Below are 24221 nucleotides of genomic sequence, written 5' to 3'. Positions count from 1 at the left end.
TGTCGGCCTGTAGGCATTCTGTCGCCTTGAAGGGATTTGAACCGAGGACCCGGTAAATCTCGTAGCGCTTAGAGCCTGACCGAAAAAGAGTTGAGTGAAATCAGCCAGTTGTGGTTCCTTCGGATTTGCTTAGGATTCGATGGAGACCGCAATGGGCTGGACTGATTTCACCCGTCGCCAATATGGCCGACGGACAGGGCGTTACGCAAGTGATCTGACGGACACGGAGTGGTCGCTGATCGTTGCGTTTATGCCGATGCCAAGCAGGCTCGGTCGGCCCCGCAAGACGGAATTGCGCGAAGTTCTGAACGCGCTGCTTTATATCGCATCGACCGGATGCCAATGGCGGATGCTACCGAAGGATTTTCCGCCCTATTCAACCGTGCAGGGTTATTTCTACGAGTGGCGAGCGACTGGCTTGTGGCTGCGGATTAACCATCATCTCGTTATGGAGACGCGAGAGCTGGAAGGAAAGGAAGCCTCACCAACTGCAGGGGTGATCGACAGTCAGAGTGTCAAAACCACTGAAAGCGGAGGGATTGCGGGCTATGACGCGGGCAAGAAGATTAAGGGCCGCAAGCGCCATATCGTCGTCGACACGCTTGGCTTGATGGTGGGGCTCGTTGTTCACAGTGCTGACATTCAAGACGGCGATGGTGCAGCGGCGGCTCTCAAAACCATCCTCAGGCGCTGGCCGTGGCTCAGGCATATCTTTGCTGACGGCGGCTATGCCGGTCCGAAACTGCGGGTCGCATTGCGCAAGGTCGCGAAGTTCACCTTGCAGATCGTCAAGCGAGCAGACACGGCAAAGGGCTTCGAAGTGTTGCCACGTCGCTGGGTCGTGGAGCGCACCTTCGCCTGGCTTGGTAGATGCAGGCGATTGGCCAAGGATTGGGAGAAATCAATCGCTTCCGCTGAAGCCTGGATGCTCGTCGCCCACATCCGAATTCTCACCCGCAGGCTCGCAAGGTACTATGTCTATTGAGTTCTTTTTGAGTCAGGCTCTAAGGCGCTGAAAATTTTGATGAAAGATGCTGTCAATGTCTATTTATATGATTAGAGCTTCGTAAGCGAGGAGGTCAACCGGCAATCGACGTCGGCGGCTGTGAGCGAGCTTTATGGCTTCCCTAGCCGACGAAGCCTCGGCATGCCCCACTCCTATGAGATATCGAACCCGACAGCCATCGCTCTCTCGATAGATCATTAGTTTACTCATAGGGTTTCGGTGGCCTTGCAGGATATCCATCAATATACTCCTCAAGCAGCCCATAATGATCCAAGATCCTGAAAGGATTGTTTGAGGCGGCCTCTAACCGTTGAGCGTCGTCAATAGAACACCACGGGCACAGATCTCCCTTTTCTCTCAGCGGCTCCGCGCATTCAGCACATTCCGCAATCGGAGGGGCTATCTCCCCGCCCGCAAACACTCTGCGGCCATCTCCGCTTGTAATCAGATAAGGTGCTGGATAGCTGCGACCTATTTTTGCGACAAAAAATTCGGCACCAAGTTCCTGTGCAGCCTCTTGAAGAACATCAATCGTCTGCGGGGAAGACTTGGCTCCGGAGATTATTGCCGCGACGCATTTTTTAGGGACATAGAGAATCCTATTGCCGTTCACGTCCTCGACATACTCGTCGATATTTACGGCGCGCACTTCCTGCTCGTAGCTCCATTCCAGATACTTCGAAAAATAAGCTTGATAAATGACGGCGCTACGGAGGGCCATCGCGTCTCTCGGCTTTTTCCGGTGCGCCGCCATCCGCGCGAACGAGATTAGTGTCTCACTCGGTCGCTCTCGATATGAAATCTCGCGAATTAGGAGGTCCGGGTAAATCTCTTGCAATTCGGCAACGTCGAATCCGATCACGAATCCTTTGTGATTGTTTCCATAGTGTGCCCACATTGGGGTCACGACGGGTGATTCAGAGAAGCAGGTGGTCAACAGCGACGGGATTTCTTGGACCACTTCACTGTACGTCGCCAGGAGGTCAGATCTTTGTTCAAGGTCAACGCCAAGGAAAAGTTCAAATGGATCGTTGTACTCTTTTGGCAAGCTGCACTTGAAGCCGACATGGTCTTCCCGAACGAAAACGTGTTCGACAACGCCCTCGGAAAAATATTTAAAGATCAGTTTCATCAGGTAAGCCGCCTCATGTTCCTCAGCCTTGATATCCAAGGCGATGCTGCTGCAAAAGAGGTCGCCGAAGCGACTAGACGATTTCTGTTAATTACTCGCGCAAAAATTGCCGTAATACTTGATACGGCGACTATTCGATATCATCTTTCCTGCGATCAGTAATCGCATCAACGATCCATCACTCAACCTACCGAAAGTCGACATGAGCTTATTTGCTACGTGGCGCGGCATACTCGACCTCCCGGCACTTCCCGAACGCATCTTGAAGATCGGAGGAAATCGCGTCTTCCAGCTCGTGTTCGGCGGTGCGCGAACGCGAGCTGAGATCTCGCCTTCGGAGTTCAAAGGCCACGACATCATCGTGACGAAGCTCGATCCGCCCTACCGCGAGATACTTCTTCGCCATAAGGGGGCACGCCGGATAGAGACAATTCTTCCGGTAGTGGTCGCGCTAGGTGCAGATGATCCCAGCGCTCTTCCTAAGGAATTCGAGATCCAATGGGATTCGTTTGGAGACCTGGCGACTTATGCCGATACGCCGGAAAAGGTCATAAGTTCCTGGGCCAACGGATTTGACTTTCGAACCGAAGACGAGGAGCATGATCTGCCTGGCCTAAGAATCCCGCAGATTGGGGCCTTACACGCGATCTCAGCCCACTTTGCGGTCGGAATGCACTTCGAACCAGCGACCGTCGTCCTTCCAACTGGTACTGGCAAGACTGAGACGATGCTTGCAACGCTCGTATATCGTCGCCTCGGCCGCACACTCGTTCTGGTGCCAAGCGATACACTCCGGAGCCAGATCGCCCGCAAGTTCATAGGTCTCGGCGTTCTGCCCGATGCACAGGTGGTCGGCCACGAGCTTGCCAAGCCACGCGTCGCGGTGATCACCACGGGCATTCGATCCATGGAAGATTTGGATTCGATCGTTCGTAATGCGAACGTCATCGTAGCTCTGCCGAATGTCCTGGAGGCCTCAGATCCGGCCATAGTCCGCCGACTGGCGGAGGCATGCTCCGATCTGATCGTTGACGAGGCCCATCACATCACTGCGAAAACGTGGAATGGCGTCCGCGAGCATTTTGCGGAAAAAAGGATTCTTCAATTCACAGCCACGCCATTTCGTCGCGATGGCAAGCGCATCGATGGCAAGATCATCTTCAACTACAAGCTCGGGGACGCGCAAGCCGCCGACTACTATCGGCCCATCAATCTGAGGACGATCGAAGAATATAGTGACGAAGAGGCGCGCGACATCGCTATCGCCAAGGAAGCGATCGCCGCGCTCCGACACGATCGGGACGACCTGAAGCTCGATCATCTGATGATGGCGCGAACATCCTCCAAGGATCGCGCGGAAGCCGTTGGCCGCATCTACCAACGTCTTGCACCGGATCTGAAACCGGTGATCGTTTACTCCGGCCCCGGACGCACAGTCGCCAATCGAGAGGCCATGAACCAGCTATTCAATCGCGGAGCCGACGGCGCGAGGATCGCGATCTGCGTAGACATGCTGGGGGAAGGCTTCGACCTGCCTTACCTGAAGGTCGCCGCACTCCACGACACACATAAGTCACTCGCCGTGACCCTGCAGTTCATCGGTCGCTTTACCCGCAAAGGACCCAAGGAGAAGATCGGTGAGGCCACGGTCGTGATAAACATCGCCGATCCCGATGCGGAGGCGAAGCTTGCCGACCTCTATGCCGAAGGCGCCGACTGGGATCACATCATCAAGCGGTTGAGCGAGGACAGGATTGACCAAGAGCTGCGGCTCCAAGACGTCGTTCTCGCGCTCAAGGAAACGGGCAATCTCCATTCGAATCTTTCGCTCTGGAACCTCCGGCCAGCACTTTCGGCGCAGCTCTTTCGGACGAAATGCGCCGAATGGAGTCCACTGGCCTTCGAGTCAGTGCTCCCGAAAGGGTCCGAGACCTGGTACGCCTTGAGTGAGCACAACAACGTACTCGTTGCCGTCGTTTGCCGGTCAAGCGATGTCTCCTGGGGCAACTACCAGAATGTGTTCGACACGATCTATGACCTGCTAATTGTCAGGTGGGATAAGGTCGCAGGCTCTCTCTGCCTGTTCGCAAGCGACTACGATGTGTTGCGATCCGAGAAGCTTGCGAGGGCCGTCACGGACGACGACACAACTCTGGTTTCAGGAACTCCGATCTTCAACATCCTCAACAACGTCGAACTCCCGTTGGTGAAGAGCCTGGGTTCATCACGCATTGGCGCGATCAGCTTCACCTCGTATTTTGGTCCCAACGTCACGGAAGGGCTCGCCAGCATTGAGAAGGCCGAATCTTCCCTAAACAACCTTGCTTGTCTCGGATACGAGGACGGTGAGCGTGTTCTTTGGGGAGGAACCCAGCGGCGCGGCAAAGTCTGGCAGCAGAAGGCCGGATCGATATCCGACTGGATCGAATGGACCTCGGCAACGTGGGCAAAGGTTACATCTGACGTCGAGAGCGACAGCAACATCGTCCGCGATTTCTTGCGTCCGGAAAGAATGACGAAACCACACGCGGCGTGGCCGATAGCAGCCCAATGGGGTGAACAGGCGCAAACTCGCTTCAATGACAAGCCGTATGTCATATTCGGGTCCTTGGAGGCCCCGGTCTTCGCTGTAGACTTGAATCTAGGCGATGTCGGCCCGGATGGCGAGATAGTCTTTCGCATCGAGTGTGACGAGGCAACCTCCGAATACAGGCTCGTCATCAGCGACGAAATCCCCGGTGGTTACCGCCACGATCACCTATCTGGCCCGACCGTCTTCTTCCGATACGGTACGCAGCCAGCAATTGCGTTGGACGAATACCTCCAGAAGGATCCGTTCATCGTTCGCTATTCGGACGGCACGTATTCCTACAACTGCTACCACATTCCGGTGAAGCTCGACGCAGGGCTTTACCAGCGGGAGAAACTCGAAGCCTGGAACTGGGATGGCATCGAACTGAACAAGGAGTCGATGCACAAGATTGGCGATCAGCAGACAATCCAATTCCGGACGTTCGAGCAGATCAAGGGTGAATTCGACGTTATCTTCAACGACGACGGCGCGGGCGAAGCTGCTGACCTTGTTTGCCTCAAGGATGTCGATGACGCCACCATTCGCTTATGCCTTGTCCACTGCAAGGGTGCGCACGAGGGTCGTGTGTCCCAGGATATTCGGAATTTCTATGTCGTCTGCGGTCAGGCGCAGAAGAGCATAACCGCAAAGCACGCCGGGCTTCCGACGCTCTGCCAAGACTTGAAAAGGCGTCACGAAATCTGGGGCCGCGAGGGTTATAGCCGTTTCCTCAAGGGCAACATGAAGGACCTCTCGTATTTCAAGGAAAAGTCGCGCCGCGCGAAACTCGATTTTGAGATGGTTCTCGTGCAGCCGGGAGGCTCGGTCGCTTCGATCACGGATGACGCCCTGCGGCTCTTGGCAACGACGGAACTGTACCTGCTGAAGACTACGCAGGCGAGATTCCGCGTCGTGCTCTCGCCCTAAAGCTGCCTTCTGTTGATTGCGACTGAGAAGTAATCCAAACAGCCTCTCATCTCGCTGCGCCTCAACGCGGTCGCGGCGATGGTCTTGATCCAAACAAACATGACAATAGGGGTCGAAAGTTTCCTGAGATGAGTGTTCAACGGCCGCTCTGCGATATTTTTCGGCACTCAATCCCGGTAGAAGCTATGCAGCGGCGACACGAGCGCTGGATCGCAAGAGTAGGCGAGTCAAAAAGGATGGGAAAGCATTGAGCGTCGTTCCGCGGGCAGCCAACTCTGTAGTGGCGATCGCCAGGACATCGTCTCCATGCCGATTGTCTCCGAGTATTGTCGCCACCGCGCGAAGGATTTGCATTTCGGTGATCGAGCTTCGCAGATTAGCTGAGATGAAGGCGTCATCATCAATGTACTGGAGAAGAGATTCCAAGAAATTTTCCTCGTTTTCCAATCGATCTATGGCTGCAGGCGATCGCAGGTAAAACGCTTGAAACGCAACGATATAGGCCCGTAGAATAAACGCCGATATCGCCTGAAGTGATTCCCGGTCGCCGCCGTTGATTGCGATCGCCTCTTCGATTTCGCAGTGAGCCTGCTCAAGCGCAGAGAGGCCGGCGGCCCCTGACCTTTCTCCGAGGTCGGTTCGTGTTGCGGCAAGATTGTGCTTCATCCAGGCCCATTGAGACGGAGCGCCCTCGAATGATGTTGCTGCAAGCGCCGCCTGGTGCAGCTCGAGGGCCTTCCTCAAGATCGGAATGGCTTGCTGGTCATCCAGATTTTGCGCATGCGACCAAAGTACGATCCCGAGATTAGATTTTGCCGTACACCAATCATCAGATCCAGCTTCGTACATATTGCTTGCGGTCTCGAACGCTTCTGCTGCAGCCTTGAAGTACCGGGCAGCGACCTTCCCCTTCGAACGCTCAGCGAGCAACTTGAGCGCACATCCCCTCCCATGATAAACGTCAAGGCCAATGCTCCCCACCATCCTCGTATCATCGGTGGCAATGTCATCGAGGAGCGCGACCGCTTCGGCCAAAGCACGATTTCCGGTTTTACCAGCGTCTCGCTCACCGTAATTGGTGAGCGCAGTCGCGAGATTCATCGCGAATTTTCGTCTTTCGTCAGTTGGCAGACATTGGCACTCGATCTCGAGAAATCGTTGGCAGAGCGTGATCGCGGAGCGCAGGCCCTTCAATGACTCCTTCGATGTCGTCCGTCGCGACAGCGCGGAATATGCGCGTTGGAGAACGTCGACCGTTTTGAAGGAGAATGTGGCGCCGAACTCACCCGGGTCCGACGCGGTGAGAACGCTCCAAGCCAGTTCGATCGAGTGCCGCAGCGGTGCCAGATCGGAGAACAGCTCACTCATGAGGAGCAGTTGATCCGCAAAGTGCAGCTGGACCGCCAGACCGTTGGCCCTGTTTTCCAATGAGGCGTACTCAGCAGCCTTTTTGAAGGCAGCATCGGCGGCTCGCCAATCCCTGTCGAGGAGGCTTGCCTTGCCATAACCGAATTGAAGATCCGCATATTCGGCGACCGCCTCCTCGATCGTCAGCCGCCGATCCTCAATGGCTGCCAGAAACAGGCTTCGAGCACGGGGAAGGTCTCCCGCGCCAAGAGCGGTTTGTGCTTCAGCCACCAACTCCTTTGCGCGTTTGTTTGTGATGCGAAACCGCCCAATCTCGTCCTGCAGCACCTTGTAATTTCCAGCGAAGGTCAAGGTCCGATCCAGGAGCTCATCGATTGGTGCATCGGGATTGCTGCCCACCAACGCGGCAATTTCACGATGGAGAGCGGCGGTTGGCGTTTTGGCGATCAATGCCCGTTCGATGGAGGGCGCCGCCGCCATGATCGATGCCAAAGTGGCGGAGATGGCTTTCAGCTCCGCATTCGAGACTTTGTGGTTGGATAATTGATCTCGGATGTCGGGATGCTCATCGAGCGCCAGCGAAAGCCGCTCCAACCCGACGATCGTGACTGAGACGAGCCCAAGCTCAAGCAGTTCGCGGACGAGCTTCTCGTCGGCTCCGGCCGAATATTTTCGATTGGTGAAAACGACATAGTGATCGCAGATTCCAAGCGCGATCAGCCGCTTGATCTTGGGATGTTCCTTTTTCAGAAGCAGTTCGAAGTCGCGATCCGAGCAGGACCGGTCGGCCGCAGCCACATGTTTTGCCTGAAAAACGAAATGTCCCGCGAAGGGCGCCGCCGCGCTGGGAAAGCTCGAGGCCGTCCCGAAAAACTTGCCGTCCCTGCCGCCATCCTTGCCGGCGGCAAAAGGAGTTACCGCCGCACCAAACCATTTTGTGCAAATGCGAAGGATGAGCGTCTCGAACTCGCCGTTGTCGATTTCATGGAGCCGATAATCCGTCCGCATGCACAGACCTCACGCCGTTGATGATGATTCCTTCAAAAAGCCACCAGCGAGCCTCTCCCGTGAGAGGCCGCTGGTTCAGATAAGCCGGCGTAAAAACCGACGGTAGTTTAGCCCCCTGGTCTACGTTTTGCCACTTCTATGAGCTGCCGACGGCAATGCTTGCGATCGGCCCGATTGAGGATCGCTAAGTGCCAGGCGGCCAAATCTCGGATGCTTTTCGCGCCCCGGGCGGGATTGGGTGGTTTGGAAGTGTCCAAACGCTGTCATGCAGGATCGGGTTCGGGCCCGGGTTTCGACGGCTGAAGGGTTTAAAGCTCCAATATTTGCGACCAGTGGAGGAATCGTAACGGAGCTTCGGCACATATTCGGCAGCCCACCATTTCCAGGTCAGCGAGTTGTGGACCGTTAGCGCGCGGCCTTCCAGATCGACTGCAATCTGATGGACAACGTCGGCCTTGGCTGCGTCTTCTATGATCAGATCATGCGCTTGTGCTTCTTCTAGCATCCAGAGCAAGGCGATACGCGACAGCCCGCTTTGGGCCTCGAGATAACCACCGCCGACATCGCCATGGGCGCCCGCAAACCAGATCTGTCGGACATCTTGACCGCTGGGCGTCGCAGCGAGATTGGTGCGGAAGAATGCGCGTCGCTCATCCAGCGCGACGGCGTGACGAAGTACCGCGATATCGGGATTGTCATGCGTGTAAGGCAATGCCGTGGGCGATCCGATCCATCCGACAGAACTGACGGTATCCCAGACACCGACGAAATGTGGCTTGCAGTCCCGCGTCGCAAGCTCGGACTTGAATTCTGCGGCGAGCTTGAAATAGGCGTCACGCCGCTCGCTGTTGTCGCGCGCCTTGTCGATCGCCCAAAACATGTCCACGAGATAGGGAACCATGGCGTCATTTCCAGGCATCAGAAGGCCGTACATCTTGATCAGGGCGACCAGGGCCCGCGCCGTGTAGGCGCCTCGACTGAAACCGAAGACGAAGAGCTTATCGCCCGGTCGAAAATGCGTCATGATGAAGACATAAGCATCGACGATGTCGCGCTTCAGCCCGTAGCCGAAGGCGAGCCCCGCGAGCTTCGCAACCTTGGCACCGAGGCCTGTGACAAATCCCGGCGGCGCCTTGGTGCCGACGCCAGGATGATAGTAGACAAGTTGCCGCCCGCGATCCTTTCGTAGGATACGGCAAAGCTTGGCGACATTAGTGCGATCGTCGCTGAACTGGTTTGACGTTCCGTCACAGCACACGACGAGGTTTCGGCCGCCTGCCAACGCTTCTGCCGCAGAAGGGGTGGAGATTTCGTTCATGGAAAATCCAACGCGGTTTCGTGGCAGAGCTCGTTTTCCTTCAGGCTCTGCGTTGTAAAGAAGTCGCTTTGCCGATCGAGTGCTTGGACTAAAGTTTGACGGGGAACCTCGGTGCGCCGCTCCTCGTCGCCATGCTTGTGCGCCATCGTCGACATCAAGGTCTGAAGGCGGCCGGCATGGTCATCATCGGACTTCTGGTCGAACAGCTCCCAGAGCGATTTTGGCGTGGCGTTCAGGCTGCCGTGGTGGCCGACCTTGTAGAGATCGACCTTTCTAAGCTTTTCACGCACAGTCGGCTGACTGAGCGCATAGGACCAGTTTTCGATCTGCGCGTCGCCCGGAAAAAGCAGGCTCTTCGATCCGCACCGAAAGAGCAATATCAGGCTGGTATTGTTGAGCGCCGTGTCAAGGATGCGGACAAGACGCAGCATCTGGTCTGCCCGCAAGCGGCGCGCCTGACTGACGATCCAGCGCGCATCGATTGGAAATTGCGACCCGCTCCGCTCCACCGTGAAATCGGGAAAGAGCGGCGCAACCCTCTGCCCCTTGGTCGGACCGAGAGAGGCTGCGGCATTGGCCATCAGGTGCCAGAATTCGTCCTGGTCGCGGCTGCGCTGCTTGGTGATTTTTTCCGACTGATCGATTGAGGGCGGCCCCAGGATGTCGATCTTCACACCTGGAAGCAGATCCTCAAGTGCCGTCTTATCTCCTGCCTTCGCATATTCGCGGGTCGCCGACATGGTCATCAGGTTTTCGACGGCTTCACGGTTGGCGAGATTGTTCTCGCCCATGAAAGACAGCTCTTGGCGCAATGAAGGCGACAGATAGCGGACCCGTTTCACCTCGCTGAAGATTGCCCCGGCGGCTTGCTGCATGGCTGCAAGCGAGGAAATGTGGTGGGCGGCGAGAGACACTCCTGGCGGCAAAGGGCCTTTGGCATCGACCGCGAGCTTCGGGTCTTCTGTCCAAGGCTGCAGAACCAGTTCGGGCTTCAGGTCGGCGATGGTCTTTCCCGAAGAAGGTCGCTGCTTTTTTGTCGTGAATCCAGAAATATGATCCTTGTGGCGGTGGGTGGCGACGATCGCCAGCCTTTGATTCTTCGTCCGTTTGGCGATGTCGGCGGCAATCAGGTCGAGCTGATTTTTCGGGACGCCGTCGGGTAGTCCGGTTGAACCGAAATCGATCAGAACATGCCGTTTTTCGACCGGATATTCGAACGACAGCAGGAAGCAGTCGCCGAACCCTACTTGATAGGAGGTAATGACTACGCGGCTTGGTTTCATCCCGCCTTCTCCTGCACACCACTGCGCGCCAAATGTAGGGCGGAGAAATAGCCGGCCCTGTCCTTCTTCCTATCGAGAAAACCTTGTTTCCAAAGATAGGTGAGGCGTTCGCCCTGGCGCTTTTTGTCGGATCGATCGTTCATCAAGTGATTGGCGATTTGATACTTCAGCTGACCATACTCGTCGAAAACCAACGTGCCGCCGCCAAGCAGGCGCAGGGAGCGCCAGAACTCGATTTCTTCGGGGACGTCAACCTTGAAATCCTGTCGAAGCTCCCCGGCGGTTACAGTCAGGACCTGAACGTATTCTGCGATCGTTTCCCGCAAGACGAAACCATCCGGAGCAATTCTCACGCTTGGGCGCACCGACTGCACCTCGATATAGCCGATGTCCCCAATTTCCAGAGCCTTCCGGTTCTCCCAGACGAAGCGAAAGACCTCTTCGTTGTCGCGCAGCATGGAATCGAAATGTGTGCGGCTATAGATCATTTCCTCGTTGCAGCGCAGCCAGCTGCCGTCAACGTCGGAACGCTTGCTGGGGGAGATGCCGAAGGCCGCAAAGTTCGAAAGCAGCGCGTCGCGATAGCCATAGCGGTCATCGGGAACGACCTCCCGGTCGACGGTCAAGAGTGCCGAGAGATAGTCGGAGAAGGAAAGGTCGACGGGCGGGCAGTAGTCGATGGCACGAATGGCCATTGTCAATAGGTGGTCCGCGGCGCGTGCACCTTCCTCGATGATGAGTGATCGGTCTTTTTTCCCATCAACGATGGTGCCGACCCGGCTGAGGCGATTGACCCAAATATCCAGGAATGATCGCAACATGGCGGCAACAAGGAGTTCGCCGCGTTTGTGGACCTCGCGCCACTCGGGATCGTCCATGTAGTCTTTGCCGGGTGGCAGCGTGACGGAATGGCGTAACGCCGAGCCGCGTACCCCGCTCATTTCGTGTCCCATCTCGTCTGCAAGGCGGAAAAGCACCGAATTGGCAAGCTTGTCTTTCGCAAGAAGTTCTTGGTCGATTAGAGGCCCGCCACTCGCTCCATCGAGTGCAGCCCCGACGACATCGGGAAGCGCGAAAACGGACAGCAGCGCAACGACGTCGGCTAACCCCTCGTGAAAAGCGCCCTGGTCAGGTGAGGATGGTTCGAGGTAGCGCGATCGGAGTCCGTCCAGGATCGCATGGGTTGTCTCGTGAGCGATGACATCGTGCGAAAGGCACGAAAAAACCGTATGCGTGTCGCCGTTTTTGTCTGGGAAACCTTCGAAATAGCCGAAAAACAGCGAGCGATCGTCGCGGGAATAAAAGGCGTTCGGTTCGGCGAAGGCATGCGGGAGAACGTTGAGCTGGTGGCCCTCACATCCCCACTGGACCCGGCGGCCAAGGGCGAATTCGAAACGGGCCAGGATGCGCATGGCGATGGCATAGACATTCTGGGCATGAAAGCGCGGATCGGAGAGAAGGGTTTCATCCGACGCGTTCTCGAAAGGATCGTGATATTCACCTGCCAACCCCGACGGGAGGTCTGCCGGCTGATAAAGGGCGTTGGCGGTCACGTCATAGTCGACGACCGCGACCCGATAGCCACGCGGGCCGGATAAGAGCTCTTCGGCCGGCACATCGATCGACGCTGTTACGATTCGACCATCAATCCTAACTGAAGGATCCTGTGCGATGATTGATAGCTTCCGTGAGCTTCGGAGGCTATGGCGTGTCCCCTTGACATTGCGCATGCGTATCCCCCAACGCGGTGCAAACGTAAAATGGCGAAGATCACTGCGGAAAGCAACTATATGGCGAAGTAATTCGAATGCTATCGACGACTTTTTGGTGAGGCCGAGAACTCGTCCCGGATACTCCCATCAACACCAGATCGAACACTTGCCTTCCATGCTATCCTGCACCGAGGCTTAAAAGTAAACGCTTTAAGAGGATCTTCGAACGATGTCTCGCGCAACGTATAGTGCCTCTTTCGCTACCAATGGAGTTTCGCCGTCGACGCCGGATCGCGACCCCGCCCACTCATTTCGATGGTGTGACCTCTACCGTGCAGACGTAATTATACTGCGGACAATTAAACGGTTTACACCGGCTTTCGCTAGTCTCCGACTTGGATATGATCCGGAAGACCGCTCCCGGGTTCTCGCCCCTCAATATTGACGTAAGATCGGTGCACCATCGATCGGGACTTCCGCCGCCACCTCGCCATCCCGATTCCCTTGTCACGGAGAAAGGTTTCAGCGTAGCAGGCTTGGCGATGATCAGCGCACTCAGCGAACGAAAGACCTCAACCTCGCATTGCGCATTGTTTGCTAAGGTTGCGGCGATCTGATTTTCGATAACTGATTGATAATTCTGCTGGGGAAAACTTTTTGCGTCAAAGCCTGCGGCAGCAAGTTTCGAGTACAAATCAAAAAGCTGCACCTGAACGTTTCTACTAATTTCGCTGGGCACGACCTCACCGCTCGATGGGAGGTTTTCGCACAGGTGAGAAGACGTGTCGGCGATGACGTCGAGCGCTCGGCGTTGGCTGTCGAGATTTTGAGCACACAGGATGTTGGGAACGGCAAGGCCGCACGCAATTAAGCCTACGTACACGTGTCTTCTCCTGTCGCGCATCATTCTAGGTCTTCTCGCATTCATCGCGATGCTCCGATACCAAAACGCCGACGGTGATGGAGTAGTAGCGGCTGGCTGCATTCGAAACCGAAACAGAGAGTGTGTTCATAGGAAAATCCGGCACATCAGGAGCGCCAAACTTGAAGCAGCTGAACGTATATCTGGCGAAACCTATCTTCTTATCTCCCAAATCCAACCTGGGCGACCAGCGAGAGCGCTCGGATAACGTGAGGTCCTTGCCGTTGACGGCGACCCTAATCAATTGCTTGCTTTCCAGCAGCTCTGTTCGATCTGCTTGATCTTTTCGGGATCCGTCGTCGTTATATTGATTTTCGGTAACATTAACGACAATTCCGATATCAGCTTTTGTCGCCGCGCCGACTTGAAGAGGGGCATCGGCGACGCTGATAAATGCTCCATCTGGCACACTGCAGCGGAACTTTGCTTTCTTGGGATCACTGGGGTCTGGAGTGCAGCTCAAGTTTTGTGCTCTCTCCGGCAAAAGCCCGACCTTGAATAGCGTCGTTAGCAATGGCAAGCGGTCTTTGTTGAGTGCTACCACCGCATCTTTAAAGCTATTTTTATTCTCATCAAGCGCAGCGACAAGGGCAGGCTCAGTCCCCAGGAGCCGGTGGATTTCTCGCAAGAGGAAAGGCCGATCAGTGGCTAGTTTCACGGTCCATCCCCCCGCAAAAATGAGGGGAATCGTTATGATCCCGATCCAAAAGCTCTTATCTGTATAAAATGGCTTTTTCGCCGCTTTTTCGAGTGCCTCGACCCGTCGGGTCAGCTCATCGAACGATTTCGAGGAAGTTTCGGGTGCAAGATGAACATGCACTGAGGGACGATCGTCACCTTCTGGCTTTCCAGACGGAGCCTTATCTTTCGAATCGTCTTCTGCCACACCAGCCCCTTACATGCTGCCCAAATATTTCAAGGTCGTTTGCAACTATATATAGGCCAATCTCACCTCTGCAATCTTACGAATTCCTTTTTTATAATCCAGAGGAATCTCACGTCTTGCGTTAGATATTCCGAGCTCTAGCTACCAATCTAAGGCGAAGAGCATGAACAAAATTGTGGCCCGGTCGTTGTCCGGTCGGACCATTCGTATTTTTCAGAAAACGCCCAAATCCTTCTTAGTCCACTATCAGAACCGGTTTCACCTGCCCCTCAGAAACCGCCGTGACAGGCGCGCGAATAGGCCGAACGATCGCTGGATCAAGCCAGGCAGACGATACGTTCGCCTCACCCTTCAGCAGGAGCGAGGCGAAACAGCGCGCCGACGATCGGCATGTGGATCCAGAGTTCCGAGCAGCGTCGTCCGGTGATTGTCTCCACGGCGCCTGCATAAGCAGCAAGCTGCGGCGCGTGACCAATGGCGCGTTCTTCCCAGAGCTCAAAGCGGCCGGGAAAGCTCTTGTGGTCGATAATAGCGAAATCAGTTTCTGTTTCGACCAGCATGTCGATGCGGCCCTTGAGGACCTGATCGGCAGCCGGCGCGATGACAGGCACCTCCGCGGTTCCGGTGCCTGCGGGCCATCGGACGCGGCGCCAGGCTACCAGCCTGTCACTCGCGATGAGCGCATCATCCGATTTAAAACCGTTGACGTTCCAACGGCTCAGGATCGCCGTCGCATCGGCGAGCCTCTGGTTTCTGTCGCGGTCCGGATCGTCATAGCCGATGACGGAATGAAGTGCTTCGCCCAGCGCCGTGATATCTGCGATCCCGTCTATCGGCAGCCTTCCGCCAAGTTCCACCCTTTCGACGACCCTCCAGCTTCCGCCTTCCGCGTCGCTTGGTTTGAGGAACAGCGGCGGGCGAACCGGCCGTTCGATCATTCGCGCCCGAACGAAGGTGCGCGGCGTCACACGGTCCGCCGCCCCTCCACTCGTTGAAAGAGCCCTCACATCGACCGTGAAATTCTGGCTCCCGATTCCGAGCTGGTTGTCGTCAATCGGGGGAGGAACAAGATGCGCGGCCGCGTCAGGCGCATTGAGCAGGCTCAGCCAGCTGAGAGGTCCTTTCGCCGGCGGCGCAAAGATCAGATAGTCGCGGGCTCGGGTAGCGCCGACATAGAGAAGCCTCGTGTCTTCCTCGACTGCGCGTTGCAATGCACGGCGGCCAATCTGCGAGCTGGCGGCTGCCACGTCGATCGCGCTGCCTTTTCCGCTTTGGCCGTAAGGCTGCGGCCAGAAGCGGATCCACCGCTCCGATAGAGGATTGCGCCAATCGAGCTCGTCTGTCGTTTCTGCAACCGGCTCAAACAGCCGCGCCTTCGATTCCCAGGAAAGGCCGGTCAGGACAGTCATCGGCCATTCAAGGCCCTTCGAATCCGTGATAAGTCATGACCTGGATCGCGTCACTGGCAAGGCTCGGAGGCCGCTTCGGCTCGGCACCCTCAAGCGCCAGTAGAAGCCCCTGTAGGGTCGCCGGCGAGCCAGATGCTGTGCACTCCTCTTCGTAGGCGCGAGAGAAGCCACGTAGAGCCTCGAGGTCGTCGAAGCGCATCGCCGTATCGCCCCAGCTCTCGATATGGCTCATCAGAGCCGGCAAGGCGAGAACGGCGTCGACCAGTTCGCCCGGCGTGAAATTGAGCAGTTGACCCGCGAGCAGTTCGAGCGCGTCCGATATTGGCACTTCGGCGCGCAGTGCTGTGTCGGCATCGTCGGAGGTAGCAGCCTCCAGCCACGCGTCGGAGCCGGCGTCATCGGCAAAGAACCGGACAAGCTCGGCGAGTGCCAGGCGGTCCGTCGCGTCGGCCACGCGCCGACAAGCGGCGAGCACGAACTCGACATGCGGCGTACGCGCCAGCCCGGACCGTTCGACTGCGACCGGAAGACCGGCACGGCTGAGGGCGGCAGCAACACGGCCCACATCCGCATTGGAGCGACAAAGAATGGCAATGTCGCCCGGCGTGATCGGCCGGTGATCGTGCTTGTCGTCCTCGACGAGCCAGCTGTCAGCGTCAGCCAGGCATTGCCGGATGCCCTCCGCAAGGGCTTGCGCCTGCTCTTCGAGCTTGCCGATCAGCCACCACCAGCCGGCGGAGGGCTTATCGAAGCCTGTATCCGAAAATGCATGCTGCTCTGCCGGCAGTCCCATCCGTTCGAAGACCGGCGTGAACATCGCGTTGAAGAGATCGACCAAGCTTTTTCGGCTCCGCCAGGACTTGGACAGGACCGGATTGTCTTCGGGCCTTCCGCCAGCACCCAGGAATGCAGCCTGGGTCAGCTCGGTGTCGGCACCGCGAAAGCCGTAGATCGCCTGTTTCGGATCACCGACCCAGGTGCTCTCTTCGACCAGCTCGCCAAGAAGCGTGAAAACAACAAGCTGGAGGGGGCTTGAGTCCTGGAACTCATCGACGAAAACACGGCTGATACGTTCCCTGAGCCTTGCGGCCAAGTCAGGTGTCTTCAGAATCTCCAGCGCGAGGGCTTCCTGATCAGTGAAGTCGAGCAACCCACGCTCGGCCTTCCAATCCTGATAGGCGGTCAACGCCTCGGCTGCGCAATCGAACGTCTCGGTGATAAACTGTTCGCATTCGGACCGGAGCCGCGGATGTTCGCTGTGTCGTCCCGCCGCAGCGATCAGGCGGCTCAGTGCCTGATTATAAGGCTGCCCATCCTTGGTCGGCGCGCATTTCACCTTGGTCAGGCGCGCCCATGTCGGCCAGCTCAGCGTTTCGCCGCGCAAAATTCGGTCATGCGCCGCTCTGATCGTCTCGACCGAATCCGCTCCGGTGCTGCTCACGACCGCGGGGCGCATTTCGACGGCGTCCCTCAAGGCGCTAGCCAGTGCCGTATCCAGGTCCGCGCCGTCTGCGGCCGGAGGCGGGAAGCATGCTAGAAAGCTCTCCGTCGATCGCTGTGCCGACAAGGCCAACTGTCCGGCCTCAATTCCGTTTGCCCGGCTGAGGGTCGCGATGTTGCGGACCGTCCGGCGCCAGTCCGGCGGCTCCCCGGTTCCAGGGGCACGCGGATCGTTGCAGCCGAAACGGTCGGAAAGCTCGTTCAGGACCTCTGCACGTGCGGCGATCGCTGCATCGGCAGCCACGCTGAACACCAGCGACATGTTGGATTCGCCGATGACATTGGTCGACGGCGAGCGGCCAAGGTCGATTGCGAATTCGTTGACGATCTGGCTGCAGACCGCATTGACGGTGCCAAAGCGTGCACCGAGCAATTGGGCGGCGGTGTCCGCCTTGCCCTGCTCGAATAGTTTGGCGCGGGCGCGTTCGACGAGTTCATCTGCCGCCTTGATCGTAAACGTCGTCGCAAGGATCTGTTCGGGCGTGCGAACTAAGACATCCTCTGCGATATCGTTGACGATCCTGGTCGTCTTTCCGGCGCCCGCCGCAGCGGTAATGGTCGTCAGTCGCGACATCAAATGAGCTCCTGGTAAACGCGACAGAGGCCGCGCAAATTGCAAAACCGGCAGGGTTCCTTGACTGCTTCAATGGCGAGCCCGGCGGGGCGCAGATCTGCGGTGTCCGGGAAACCGGCGGCAATCAGCGTCCCCGACGTGGTGAGGTCGTGCCACAGACGCCAGTCATTCATCACATGACCAAGTGTGGCGAGGTCATCGATATCCGCTTCGATCGGGCTGTCGGTCAGGATGGAGCCTGGGCCGGCAACGAGGCGTCGCTGGCGCAGCAGGAAATAGCCGCCAGGAGCACCAGTTCCGTCGCCTGCCGAAAGCCCGCGATAGACGGCCAGCTGAATGGCACGCCCCGACGCGACCTCCTCCCTGTATCGCCGTTCGGAGCGGGTCCATTTGAGGTCGAGAACTGCGATCCGGTCGCCGCGGCGAACAAGGAGATCGAGCCTGCCCTGAAGGAGCAGCTGCCCTTGGATCCCTTCCCGATCGAGTTCCGAACCCACAATCTCCAAACCTTGACCATGGAGCAGGCGTACAAGCGCCTCCAAGGCGCGTGGCACCATTTCGCGAGCGGCCGCGAGTTCTCCGGCATGTTCGGGCTGGAGGAGCGGAGCTGCGATCTCGGGAAGCAGGCTTTCAAAATGCCTGATTGCTTCCCTCTTGATACCGGCTTCGGCCGGTGGCGCGCCCGGAAGGAGCAGCCGGCGAGCGATCTCGTGGGCGAGATTTCCGAAGAGCTGGTCCGTGCCTGGGATTTCCGCAAAACGCCCCGGCCGAAGATTGAGAATATCTTGGGCGAACCAGCTCAATTGACAGTTCAACATCCGTGTCAACGAAGTCGCGCTCTCGCGACGGGTGTCGGCAAGGCGTGTCGTTCCCGGCGGTATCGTCCAGACCGGAACCCCGGCGGGCGGCTGCATTTGGCGTTCGGAAAGCTGTCGGGCGAGCATCCTGCCGGCAAGCACAGCATCGGGTTCATGCAGCAGCCGTTCGGCCTTGAAGCTGATCGCTGATCCGCTTTCCTTCAAAAGAGGCCGCAAACGATGCGCCAGGGGATGAACCGTCGTCTGCTCATCACGTGCAAGCGCTGGATGCACGAGAATGACGCTTCCATAAGCACGCCGGATGACGCCGCTGTGGGCTGCCTCGATCCGGCGTGCAATCGTTGGTGAAGCTTCGATCTCCACTCCATTGGCAATGAGCGCTTCACGCTCGGCATTATCCCACGGTGTGAGGGCGATCTTCTCGCCAGGGCCGACAAAGTTCCACCAGATGACGCGCTGTGCCGAGGACCACAATGCTCCCGGTGCCTTGATGGCACGAACAGCGCCAGCTTCCGCGAAATGGCCTGGATTGGGAACGCCTTCCGACAGGACTTGCAAGACAACCCGCTCGAGAAGGAGGGCGGGAATCACCGAAAGCTCCAGACGGCTCAGGGCGTCAGACACAGCGGCTGCAGCATTCGAAACTGCCATCAGCAAGCGATCGCCCTCCCCACCGTCCGAACGCATCGCCCAAGCGGTCACTCTTCCGCAGATCGCCATCGCCTCCGACAGTGGAATCCCCTCGCTTCTCGCAAAGCGGCCGACCTCCGTCCATGCTTGCCATTCCATCAGCGTCTTGTCGGTTTTCCGGCGCGCTGTATCCGCGTCGGACTGCGTGTTGATTTCGAGCAGGCGACCCTCGATTTGCGCCCATGCTTCCCGCCAAACGCGGCCACCGACGCCAGGCTCTTCGCCGAGCGCGCGAGCGAGCCGACGCGCTACCCAGGCCGCAACAGGCGGCCGCGGAAGGAGGAAGAGGTTCAGAAGCACGCGTGGGTCGAAGGGCTGCCACGCGGCGGCAAAAGCCAAAGGAAGGACCTGCAACGCTCCGCGCCAAGGCGATGACGCGGAGAGTCCGAGGGCTGGAACGCCCCTTGCCCGTAAGGCATGGTCGAGGAGCGCGGTATCACCGTCCGCAGCGAGAATGACCGTTCCGTGGAGGTCCTCCGACGGCACGGCAGCTAACCAGTCCGCGACCGTTTCAGCCGCCATGAGTTCCGTATCGGCTTCAACCATTGTGAAAGTGCCGTCGCCGGCAAGTGGTTGGGCGGGCTCGCCTGACAGAACCCTCTGCACCATGTGCAGGTCTGAGGCCTCTGTCGCCAGTTCGGGCTGCTCGTAGTCAAAGATCGTGATCCCGATGGCCTCGAGAGCCGCAAACATACGAGCCCATAGTGGCGGCAGAAGATCGCGCCGGTCTGCCAGACCGATTTGCCGAATTCTCAGGCCAGGGCGCGTCCTGAGGACTTCGAGCAAAGCAATGGCGCGGTCTTCCAGGCCCGCCGGCAATGTCGGCTCAATCGCCTCTACTGCGGCGAGATCGTCGAGCCGGGTGCTGCCGATCGCGGCACCGCGCCAGCCGCCGCCCACTAGCATATCGCGCCACTCGAGGACTGCTGCCGCCGTCGACCAGGGATCTTTCGAGAAGGAGGAGACCCAGAAGCGGTCGCCACCGCAAGAGCGAAGCTTGGCGAGATAGGTCGAAATGCGCACCGCCTTCGACACGCTCGGTGCAAGCATTCCGAGCTGCATTTCAAGCGTTTGGACCAGACCCAAAGGTCCGACGACATCCTTATCCAAACTTCCGGACGCGTCATGTGCGTCGGGATAAACTCGACCATCCGCTGCCAAGCCGAATATGAGATGCATGTCTTGTTTCCCGATTCTCCCCTACTTTAGATTGCACGAATCTGGCTTACCATACGAGATCTCTCGTAGCTTGAAACACAGAAATTTAGCATTGGAAATGCTGGCTCGTATCGGTAGAAACTGATGCTGTGTATTTCGCACACGCCTTTTCTCCATGGGAAGCTCATGTCAGTTCCACATAGCTACGAAGAAATTCGAGAGGTCGTGATCGAAATCCTGCTTGGCAAGGAAAACGTGGAGTACGAACCGTCGCAGTTCAGCGCATTGGTATCCGGTGTCGCTGAGGTGTTCGCCCGGCGCGATGGTACCGCTGGAGGCTCAGTCTACGGTTCGATAGGCACGCGTCCGAATCCCCACGATAGCGAGCTGGTTCGAGATGTCTTCTGGGACCTTTTCAGGCAGGGCTACATCACACTCGGCCTCGACAATGCAAACGCCAACTGGCCATTCTTTCGCTTGAGCCATTTCGGAAGCCGGACGCTCGGCTCACAGTCGCCTAATCGTTTTCACGATACCGCCTCCTTTATCGCGATCATCAAGAAAGAAGTGCCGGATATCAGCAACGATGCCGTCGTTTATCTTGAAGAGGCAGTCGCGGCTTTCTACGCAGACTGTCTTTTGAGCGCATGTGTGATGCTCGGTGTTGCCGCCGAGAGCGAGTTCCTCCGCCTCCTTGACATTGCGGGCGCCAGCACCCAGCATCCCAATACTTTCGCCGCGGCGGCGAAAGATGGATTTATTCGCACCCGCATCACAAAGTTTCAGGCAGCGCTAAAGCCGATACAATCACAGCTCACGCCGAAGAAGGATTTTGAGGATCTCGATACGAACCTCAGCCTGATCCAGTCGGTGTTGAGGATTGCTCGGAATGAAGCCGGTCATCCAACCGGCGCCATGCCGCCCAATCGCGAGCAGGTCTATACCTACCTTCAACTGTTCGTACCCTTTGCACGACAGCTCATGAAGTTGCGGATTGCTTTGGCCTAGCACACTTTGGCATCGGGAGCGCGATTGGTCGTTCGGCAGGAGGGTATAAAGCGCGCCATCCACTGACCAATATTTTGATACAAATTTTGGTCAGTGGAAACTAGATCCTTGTCGCTGACCAATATTTCTATATAATTTTCGGTCAGAAAGCAGGCCCGATATGCCAGATCCCACATCCGATACGCTCGACCGGATTCATGACCGGATTGAAAAGGCCGCGCCAGCAGGCGTCTGGTCGCGGGCGGACTTTCTCGACATTGGGACGCCGAACGCAGTCGAGAAAGCCTTGCAGCGGCTTGTCCATCGAGGCGACATTCGCCGCCCCTATCGTGGCCTGTACGACAAGCCCGGTGCCAGTCGTCTAACCGGCAAGATGGTGTTTCCGCCGCGCTCTTCCTACATTGACGCGATCGCCCGGCGTGACAAGCTGCGGGTGCTGGTCGACGGAATGACCGCCGCCAACGATCTCGGGTTGACGACCGCCGTCCCTGCCCGCTCTACGATCTACGCGGACACCTATCCGCGCACGATCGAGATCGAGGCAAACGCCGGCGATCCGTTCGCCTCCAAGCCGGTGATCTATACTCTCGAATTCAAGCGTATCGCGGCGAAGACGGCCTTCTGGGCAGGTCGGCCAGCGATGCGGATCGTCCAGGCGTTGAGCTGGTTTCGGGATGATCGTTCGAACATCACGGCAGCCGGCCACGGAATAGTCCGTCATCTCGTCAAAAGCCCTCAACGACCGGAGATCGTCGAGGACCTCCGCGAGAATATCCAGGCGTTGCCAGCTTGGATGTATCCGGTGGTCAACGCCATCATCGCAAGCCTTCCCGCGGCGAATGAGCGAACGGAACGGACCCCCGACGGCGACGTGAAGGAAGACCATGCATCCGATGTTCATTGAGATCCTGCGGTCGACCGATGACGAACAGCGCTCTCTGTTTGCAGCCGCTGCCTCCGAGCTGAAGACACGGGCCGAGAACGTCGAGAAGGATCTTTACGTCTGTTGGATACTCGATTTTCTCTTCAATCGGCGCCGGGACGCAAGCGTCGGTCTCTATTTCAAGGGAGGCACCAGCCTCAGCAAGGCATACGGGCTGATCCGGCGATTTTCGGAGGACATCGACATTGGCATCTACAAAGCGGATCTCGGGGTGCCGCTCGAGAAGGATATTGAAGCGCTCGGCTCGGTGACGAAGCAGCAGAAGGCGCTTGCCGAGGAAGTCGATGAGGCGGCCCGGAAGTATATCTCGGGTCCGCTGCGGGATATGTTGGCGCGGGAGATCGAAGAGGTCGAGGCGGTGGCCGATCGGCCGGGACATTTCTCGCTCAACTTTGGCTACGACGCTTTTCGAGACAAGGAGGCGCTCGATATCCTGGTCGTTGGCTACGGGAGCGTATTCGATACTACCGGCGGATATGTCGAGGCAGCCGTCCGAATCGAGGGCGGCGCCCGACCTGATCCAGTGCCAGCTGAGCCACGCACGATCGTGCCGTATATCGCTTCGGAACTGCGGGCCGACCCGCCGCCCTCGGTCCCGAATGTCATGACGGTGAAGCCAGATCGCACCTTTTGGGAAAAGGTGCTGATTCTGCACGCTATGACGGAGACGACCGAGAAGCGGACGCATGACGCGGACCCGGAACGCAAGGTGCCGGATCTCAATCGGTATTCACGCCACTACTACGACGTTCATCAGATCTGGAACCATCGAGACTACGGAGTCTCCACCGCATCGATGCATGAACTCGCTGAAGCGAGCCGGAAACATAAGGAGCTGATGTTCCGCGCTCCCGACCATCGCTACGACCGAGCAGTGCCCGGCTCGTATCGACTGGTTCCGACTGAGGACATGCTCAGGAAGCTCGCGGCCGACTATGATCGCATGTCGGCAATGATTTTTGGAACGCCACCGACTTTTGACGAGGTGATGAGGAGCATTCAGGATCTCGAGAGATTCCTCAACAAGGACTCCACCGCAACAGCATAATCGATCGACTCGCGAAACGAGGCTCATTTCCGATTTTTCCGGTCAACGATTCGCCGCTTCGACCCAGCTCTCGCCGCTCCAATATTGCTCTGAATCGCCTCAAGATTATGCAGACAAATTTGAGCCCGTGCCGGGGGGAGATCTGTAAGATCCAGATTCATCCGCATGATGAAGTAATATGCCATGGATAGCCGCACTTCGATTACCCGCTGGCCGTCGGTCATCGCGTAGTCGCGCTGAATGGCGAGTGCCTGGTCTTCCGTTAGACCGGGATGCGGACGAAGATCCAGCGAAACAACCGTGTTCCATTCCAGGTCGTCTTCAGAATCGAAGTCTGCGGGTGTACCTGGCTTAATCTGATCAATGCGCGTCAAAACGAAGTCGCGAAAATCATCGCGATCGCACGCCCAGGCACGAACGTGCCACCTGTAGCCATCGAAGGCGAGTGCATGAGGCGCGATCTCCCTGATTCGGGAATTGGTCAAAGATTGATAGCGAACCTCGATAGAGTGCTTGGAGCGAATTGCCGCGAGAATGGTACGCAAGCAATCGGGATCCACATGTCGCACAATATCAGGCGCCATATCGATTGGCGGCAGATCTCGAAACCATATCTCACGCCTTGGAAGAGCACCCGTCAGCAGTGCACGCAGCTGTAGCAGGAGCCGGTCGGCAGAAACCCTCAGGAACGATGGCTTAATACCGCTTGTCGGTTTGAACGTCTTGTCCGTTGCGTCATAGGCAATGTTGTCGCCAGCCAATTCCCGATAGCGACGCAAGTCGATGGACGCTTGGGGCGTCGAAATCTGAAACATTTCCTCCAGGTCACTTCGGTTGAGTGCCCCTTCCCAGAACAGCTTCCACTCGATGAATTCGAAGCGTTGATTTTGTGTCCATGGACGCTTCTCATCAACCATGCATATAATTCCTTGACGGGTG

General features: G+C 57.5%; 16 protein-coding genes. 5 read left to right on the top strand and 11 right to left on the bottom strand.

Going from position 1 to position 24221, the window contains the following annotated elements; genetic code table 11:
• Nucleotides 1-151 precede the first annotated feature (151 nt).
• Nucleotides 152-985, top strand: a complete 834-nt coding sequence (locus tag AVCG78_RS24430; RefSeq protein ID WP_071585048.1) for an IS5 family transposase — start codon at nucleotides 152-154, stop codon at nucleotides 983-985.
• 223 nt (nucleotides 986-1208) lie between these two features.
• Here the strand turns inward: AVCG78_RS24430 and AVCG78_RS24425 are convergent, their stop codons facing one another.
• Complete coding sequence (locus AVCG78_RS24425) at nucleotides 1209-2177, bottom strand: DUF2971 domain-containing protein (protein ID WP_081355451.1); 969 nt, start codon at nucleotides 2175-2177, stop codon at nucleotides 1209-1211.
• Nucleotides 2178-2340: 163 nt separating this feature from the next.
• Here AVCG78_RS24425 and AVCG78_RS24420 point away from each other — a divergent pair, with 163 nt between their 5' ends.
• On the top strand, nucleotides 2341-5637 hold the full coding sequence (locus AVCG78_RS24420) for a DEAD/DEAH box helicase (protein ID WP_071585047.1): 3297 nt from the start codon (nucleotides 2341-2343) through the stop codon (nucleotides 5635-5637).
• 183 nt (nucleotides 5638-5820) lie between these two features.
• Here the strand turns inward: AVCG78_RS24420 and AVCG78_RS24415 are convergent, their stop codons facing one another.
• From AVCG78_RS24415 to AVCG78_RS24375, 9 genes are all read right to left on the bottom strand, one after another.
• Nucleotides 5821-8013, bottom strand: coding sequence for a hypothetical protein (locus tag AVCG78_RS24415; RefSeq protein ID WP_071585046.1), 2193 nt, complete (start codon nucleotides 8011-8013; stop codon nucleotides 5821-5823).
• Nucleotides 8014-8197: 184 nt separating this feature from the next.
• Nucleotides 8198-9331: a T6SS phospholipase effector Tle1-like catalytic domain-containing protein gene (locus AVCG78_RS24410; protein ID WP_071585045.1), complete on the bottom strand. Its 1134-nt coding sequence runs from the start codon at nucleotides 9329-9331 to the stop codon at nucleotides 8198-8200.
• The gene (locus AVCG78_RS24405) at nucleotides 9328-10614 is read right to left on the bottom strand and encodes a ComEC/Rec2 family competence protein (protein WP_071585044.1); all 1287 of its coding nucleotides are present in this window, start codon (nucleotides 10612-10614) and stop codon (nucleotides 9328-9330) included. The genes AVCG78_RS24410 and AVCG78_RS24405 overlap by 4 nt, the downstream gene beginning before the upstream one ends.
• Nucleotides 10611-12344: a gluzincin family metallopeptidase gene (locus tag AVCG78_RS24400; RefSeq protein ID WP_087730425.1), complete on the bottom strand. Its 1734-nt coding sequence runs from the start codon at nucleotides 12342-12344 to the stop codon at nucleotides 10611-10613. Before AVCG78_RS24400 ends, AVCG78_RS24405 begins: the two co-directional genes overlap by 4 nt.
• Nucleotides 12345-12633: 289 nt before the next feature.
• A complete protein-coding gene (locus tag AVCG78_RS24395) occupies nucleotides 12634-13209 on the bottom strand; it encodes a hypothetical protein (RefSeq protein WP_143049411.1) in 576 nt (191 codons plus the stop codon).
• Between the two features lie 25 nt (nucleotides 13210-13234).
• Complete coding sequence (locus AVCG78_RS24390) at nucleotides 13235-14134, bottom strand: hypothetical protein (protein ID WP_143049410.1); 900 nt, start codon at nucleotides 14132-14134, stop codon at nucleotides 13235-13237.
• A gap of 344 nt (nucleotides 14135-14478) precedes the next feature.
• Entirely contained in the window at nucleotides 14479-15543 is a 1065-nt protein-coding gene (locus AVCG78_RS24385; RefSeq protein WP_234617973.1) for a PD-(D/E)XK nuclease family protein, read from the bottom strand.
• A 7-nt stretch (nucleotides 15544-15550) separates the two neighbouring features.
• A complete protein-coding gene (locus AVCG78_RS24380) occupies nucleotides 15551-17617 on the bottom strand; it encodes a UvrD-helicase domain-containing protein (protein WP_234617974.1) in 2067 nt (688 codons plus the stop codon).
• Nucleotides 17617-20304, bottom strand: a complete 2688-nt coding sequence (locus tag AVCG78_RS24375; RefSeq protein ID WP_071204889.1) for a PD-(D/E)XK nuclease family protein — start codon at nucleotides 20302-20304, stop codon at nucleotides 17617-17619. Before AVCG78_RS24375 ends, AVCG78_RS24380 begins: the two co-directional genes overlap by 1 nt.
• A 165-nt stretch (nucleotides 20305-20469) precedes the next feature.
• Here AVCG78_RS24375 and AVCG78_RS24370 point away from each other — a divergent pair, with 165 nt between their 5' ends.
• The 3 genes from AVCG78_RS24370 to AVCG78_RS24360 all read left to right on the top strand — a co-directional run bounded on the left by AVCG78_RS24370 (nucleotide 20470) and on the right by AVCG78_RS24360 (nucleotide 23282).
• Nucleotides 20470-21291, top strand: a complete 822-nt coding sequence (locus tag AVCG78_RS24370) for a hypothetical protein (protein WP_071204888.1) — start codon at nucleotides 20470-20472, stop codon at nucleotides 21289-21291.
• 160 nt (nucleotides 21292-21451) lie between these two features.
• Nucleotides 21452-22195, top strand: coding sequence for a DUF6088 family protein (locus AVCG78_RS24365; RefSeq protein WP_071204887.1), 744 nt, complete (start codon nucleotides 21452-21454; stop codon nucleotides 22193-22195).
• Complete coding sequence (locus AVCG78_RS24360) at nucleotides 22176-23282, top strand: nucleotidyl transferase AbiEii/AbiGii toxin family protein (protein WP_071204886.1); 1107 nt, start codon at nucleotides 22176-22178, stop codon at nucleotides 23280-23282. The genes AVCG78_RS24365 and AVCG78_RS24360 overlap by 20 nt, the downstream gene beginning before the upstream one ends.
• A 23-nt stretch (nucleotides 23283-23305) precedes the next feature.
• Here the strand turns inward: AVCG78_RS24360 and AVCG78_RS24355 are convergent, their stop codons facing one another.
• Entirely contained in the window at nucleotides 23306-24199 is an 894-nt protein-coding gene (locus tag AVCG78_RS24355) for a helix-turn-helix transcriptional regulator (protein ID WP_071585040.1), read from the bottom strand.
• Between the last annotated feature and the right edge of the window lie 22 nt (nucleotides 24200-24221).

It is taken from the genome of Gillisella vitis, from assembly GCF_021559775.1.
In the GTDB taxonomy this organism is placed as follows: domain Bacteria; phylum Pseudomonadota; class Alphaproteobacteria; order Rhizobiales; family Rhizobiaceae; genus Allorhizobium; species Allorhizobium ampelinum.
This window is presented reverse-complemented; position numbering and strand designations above follow the sequence as displayed.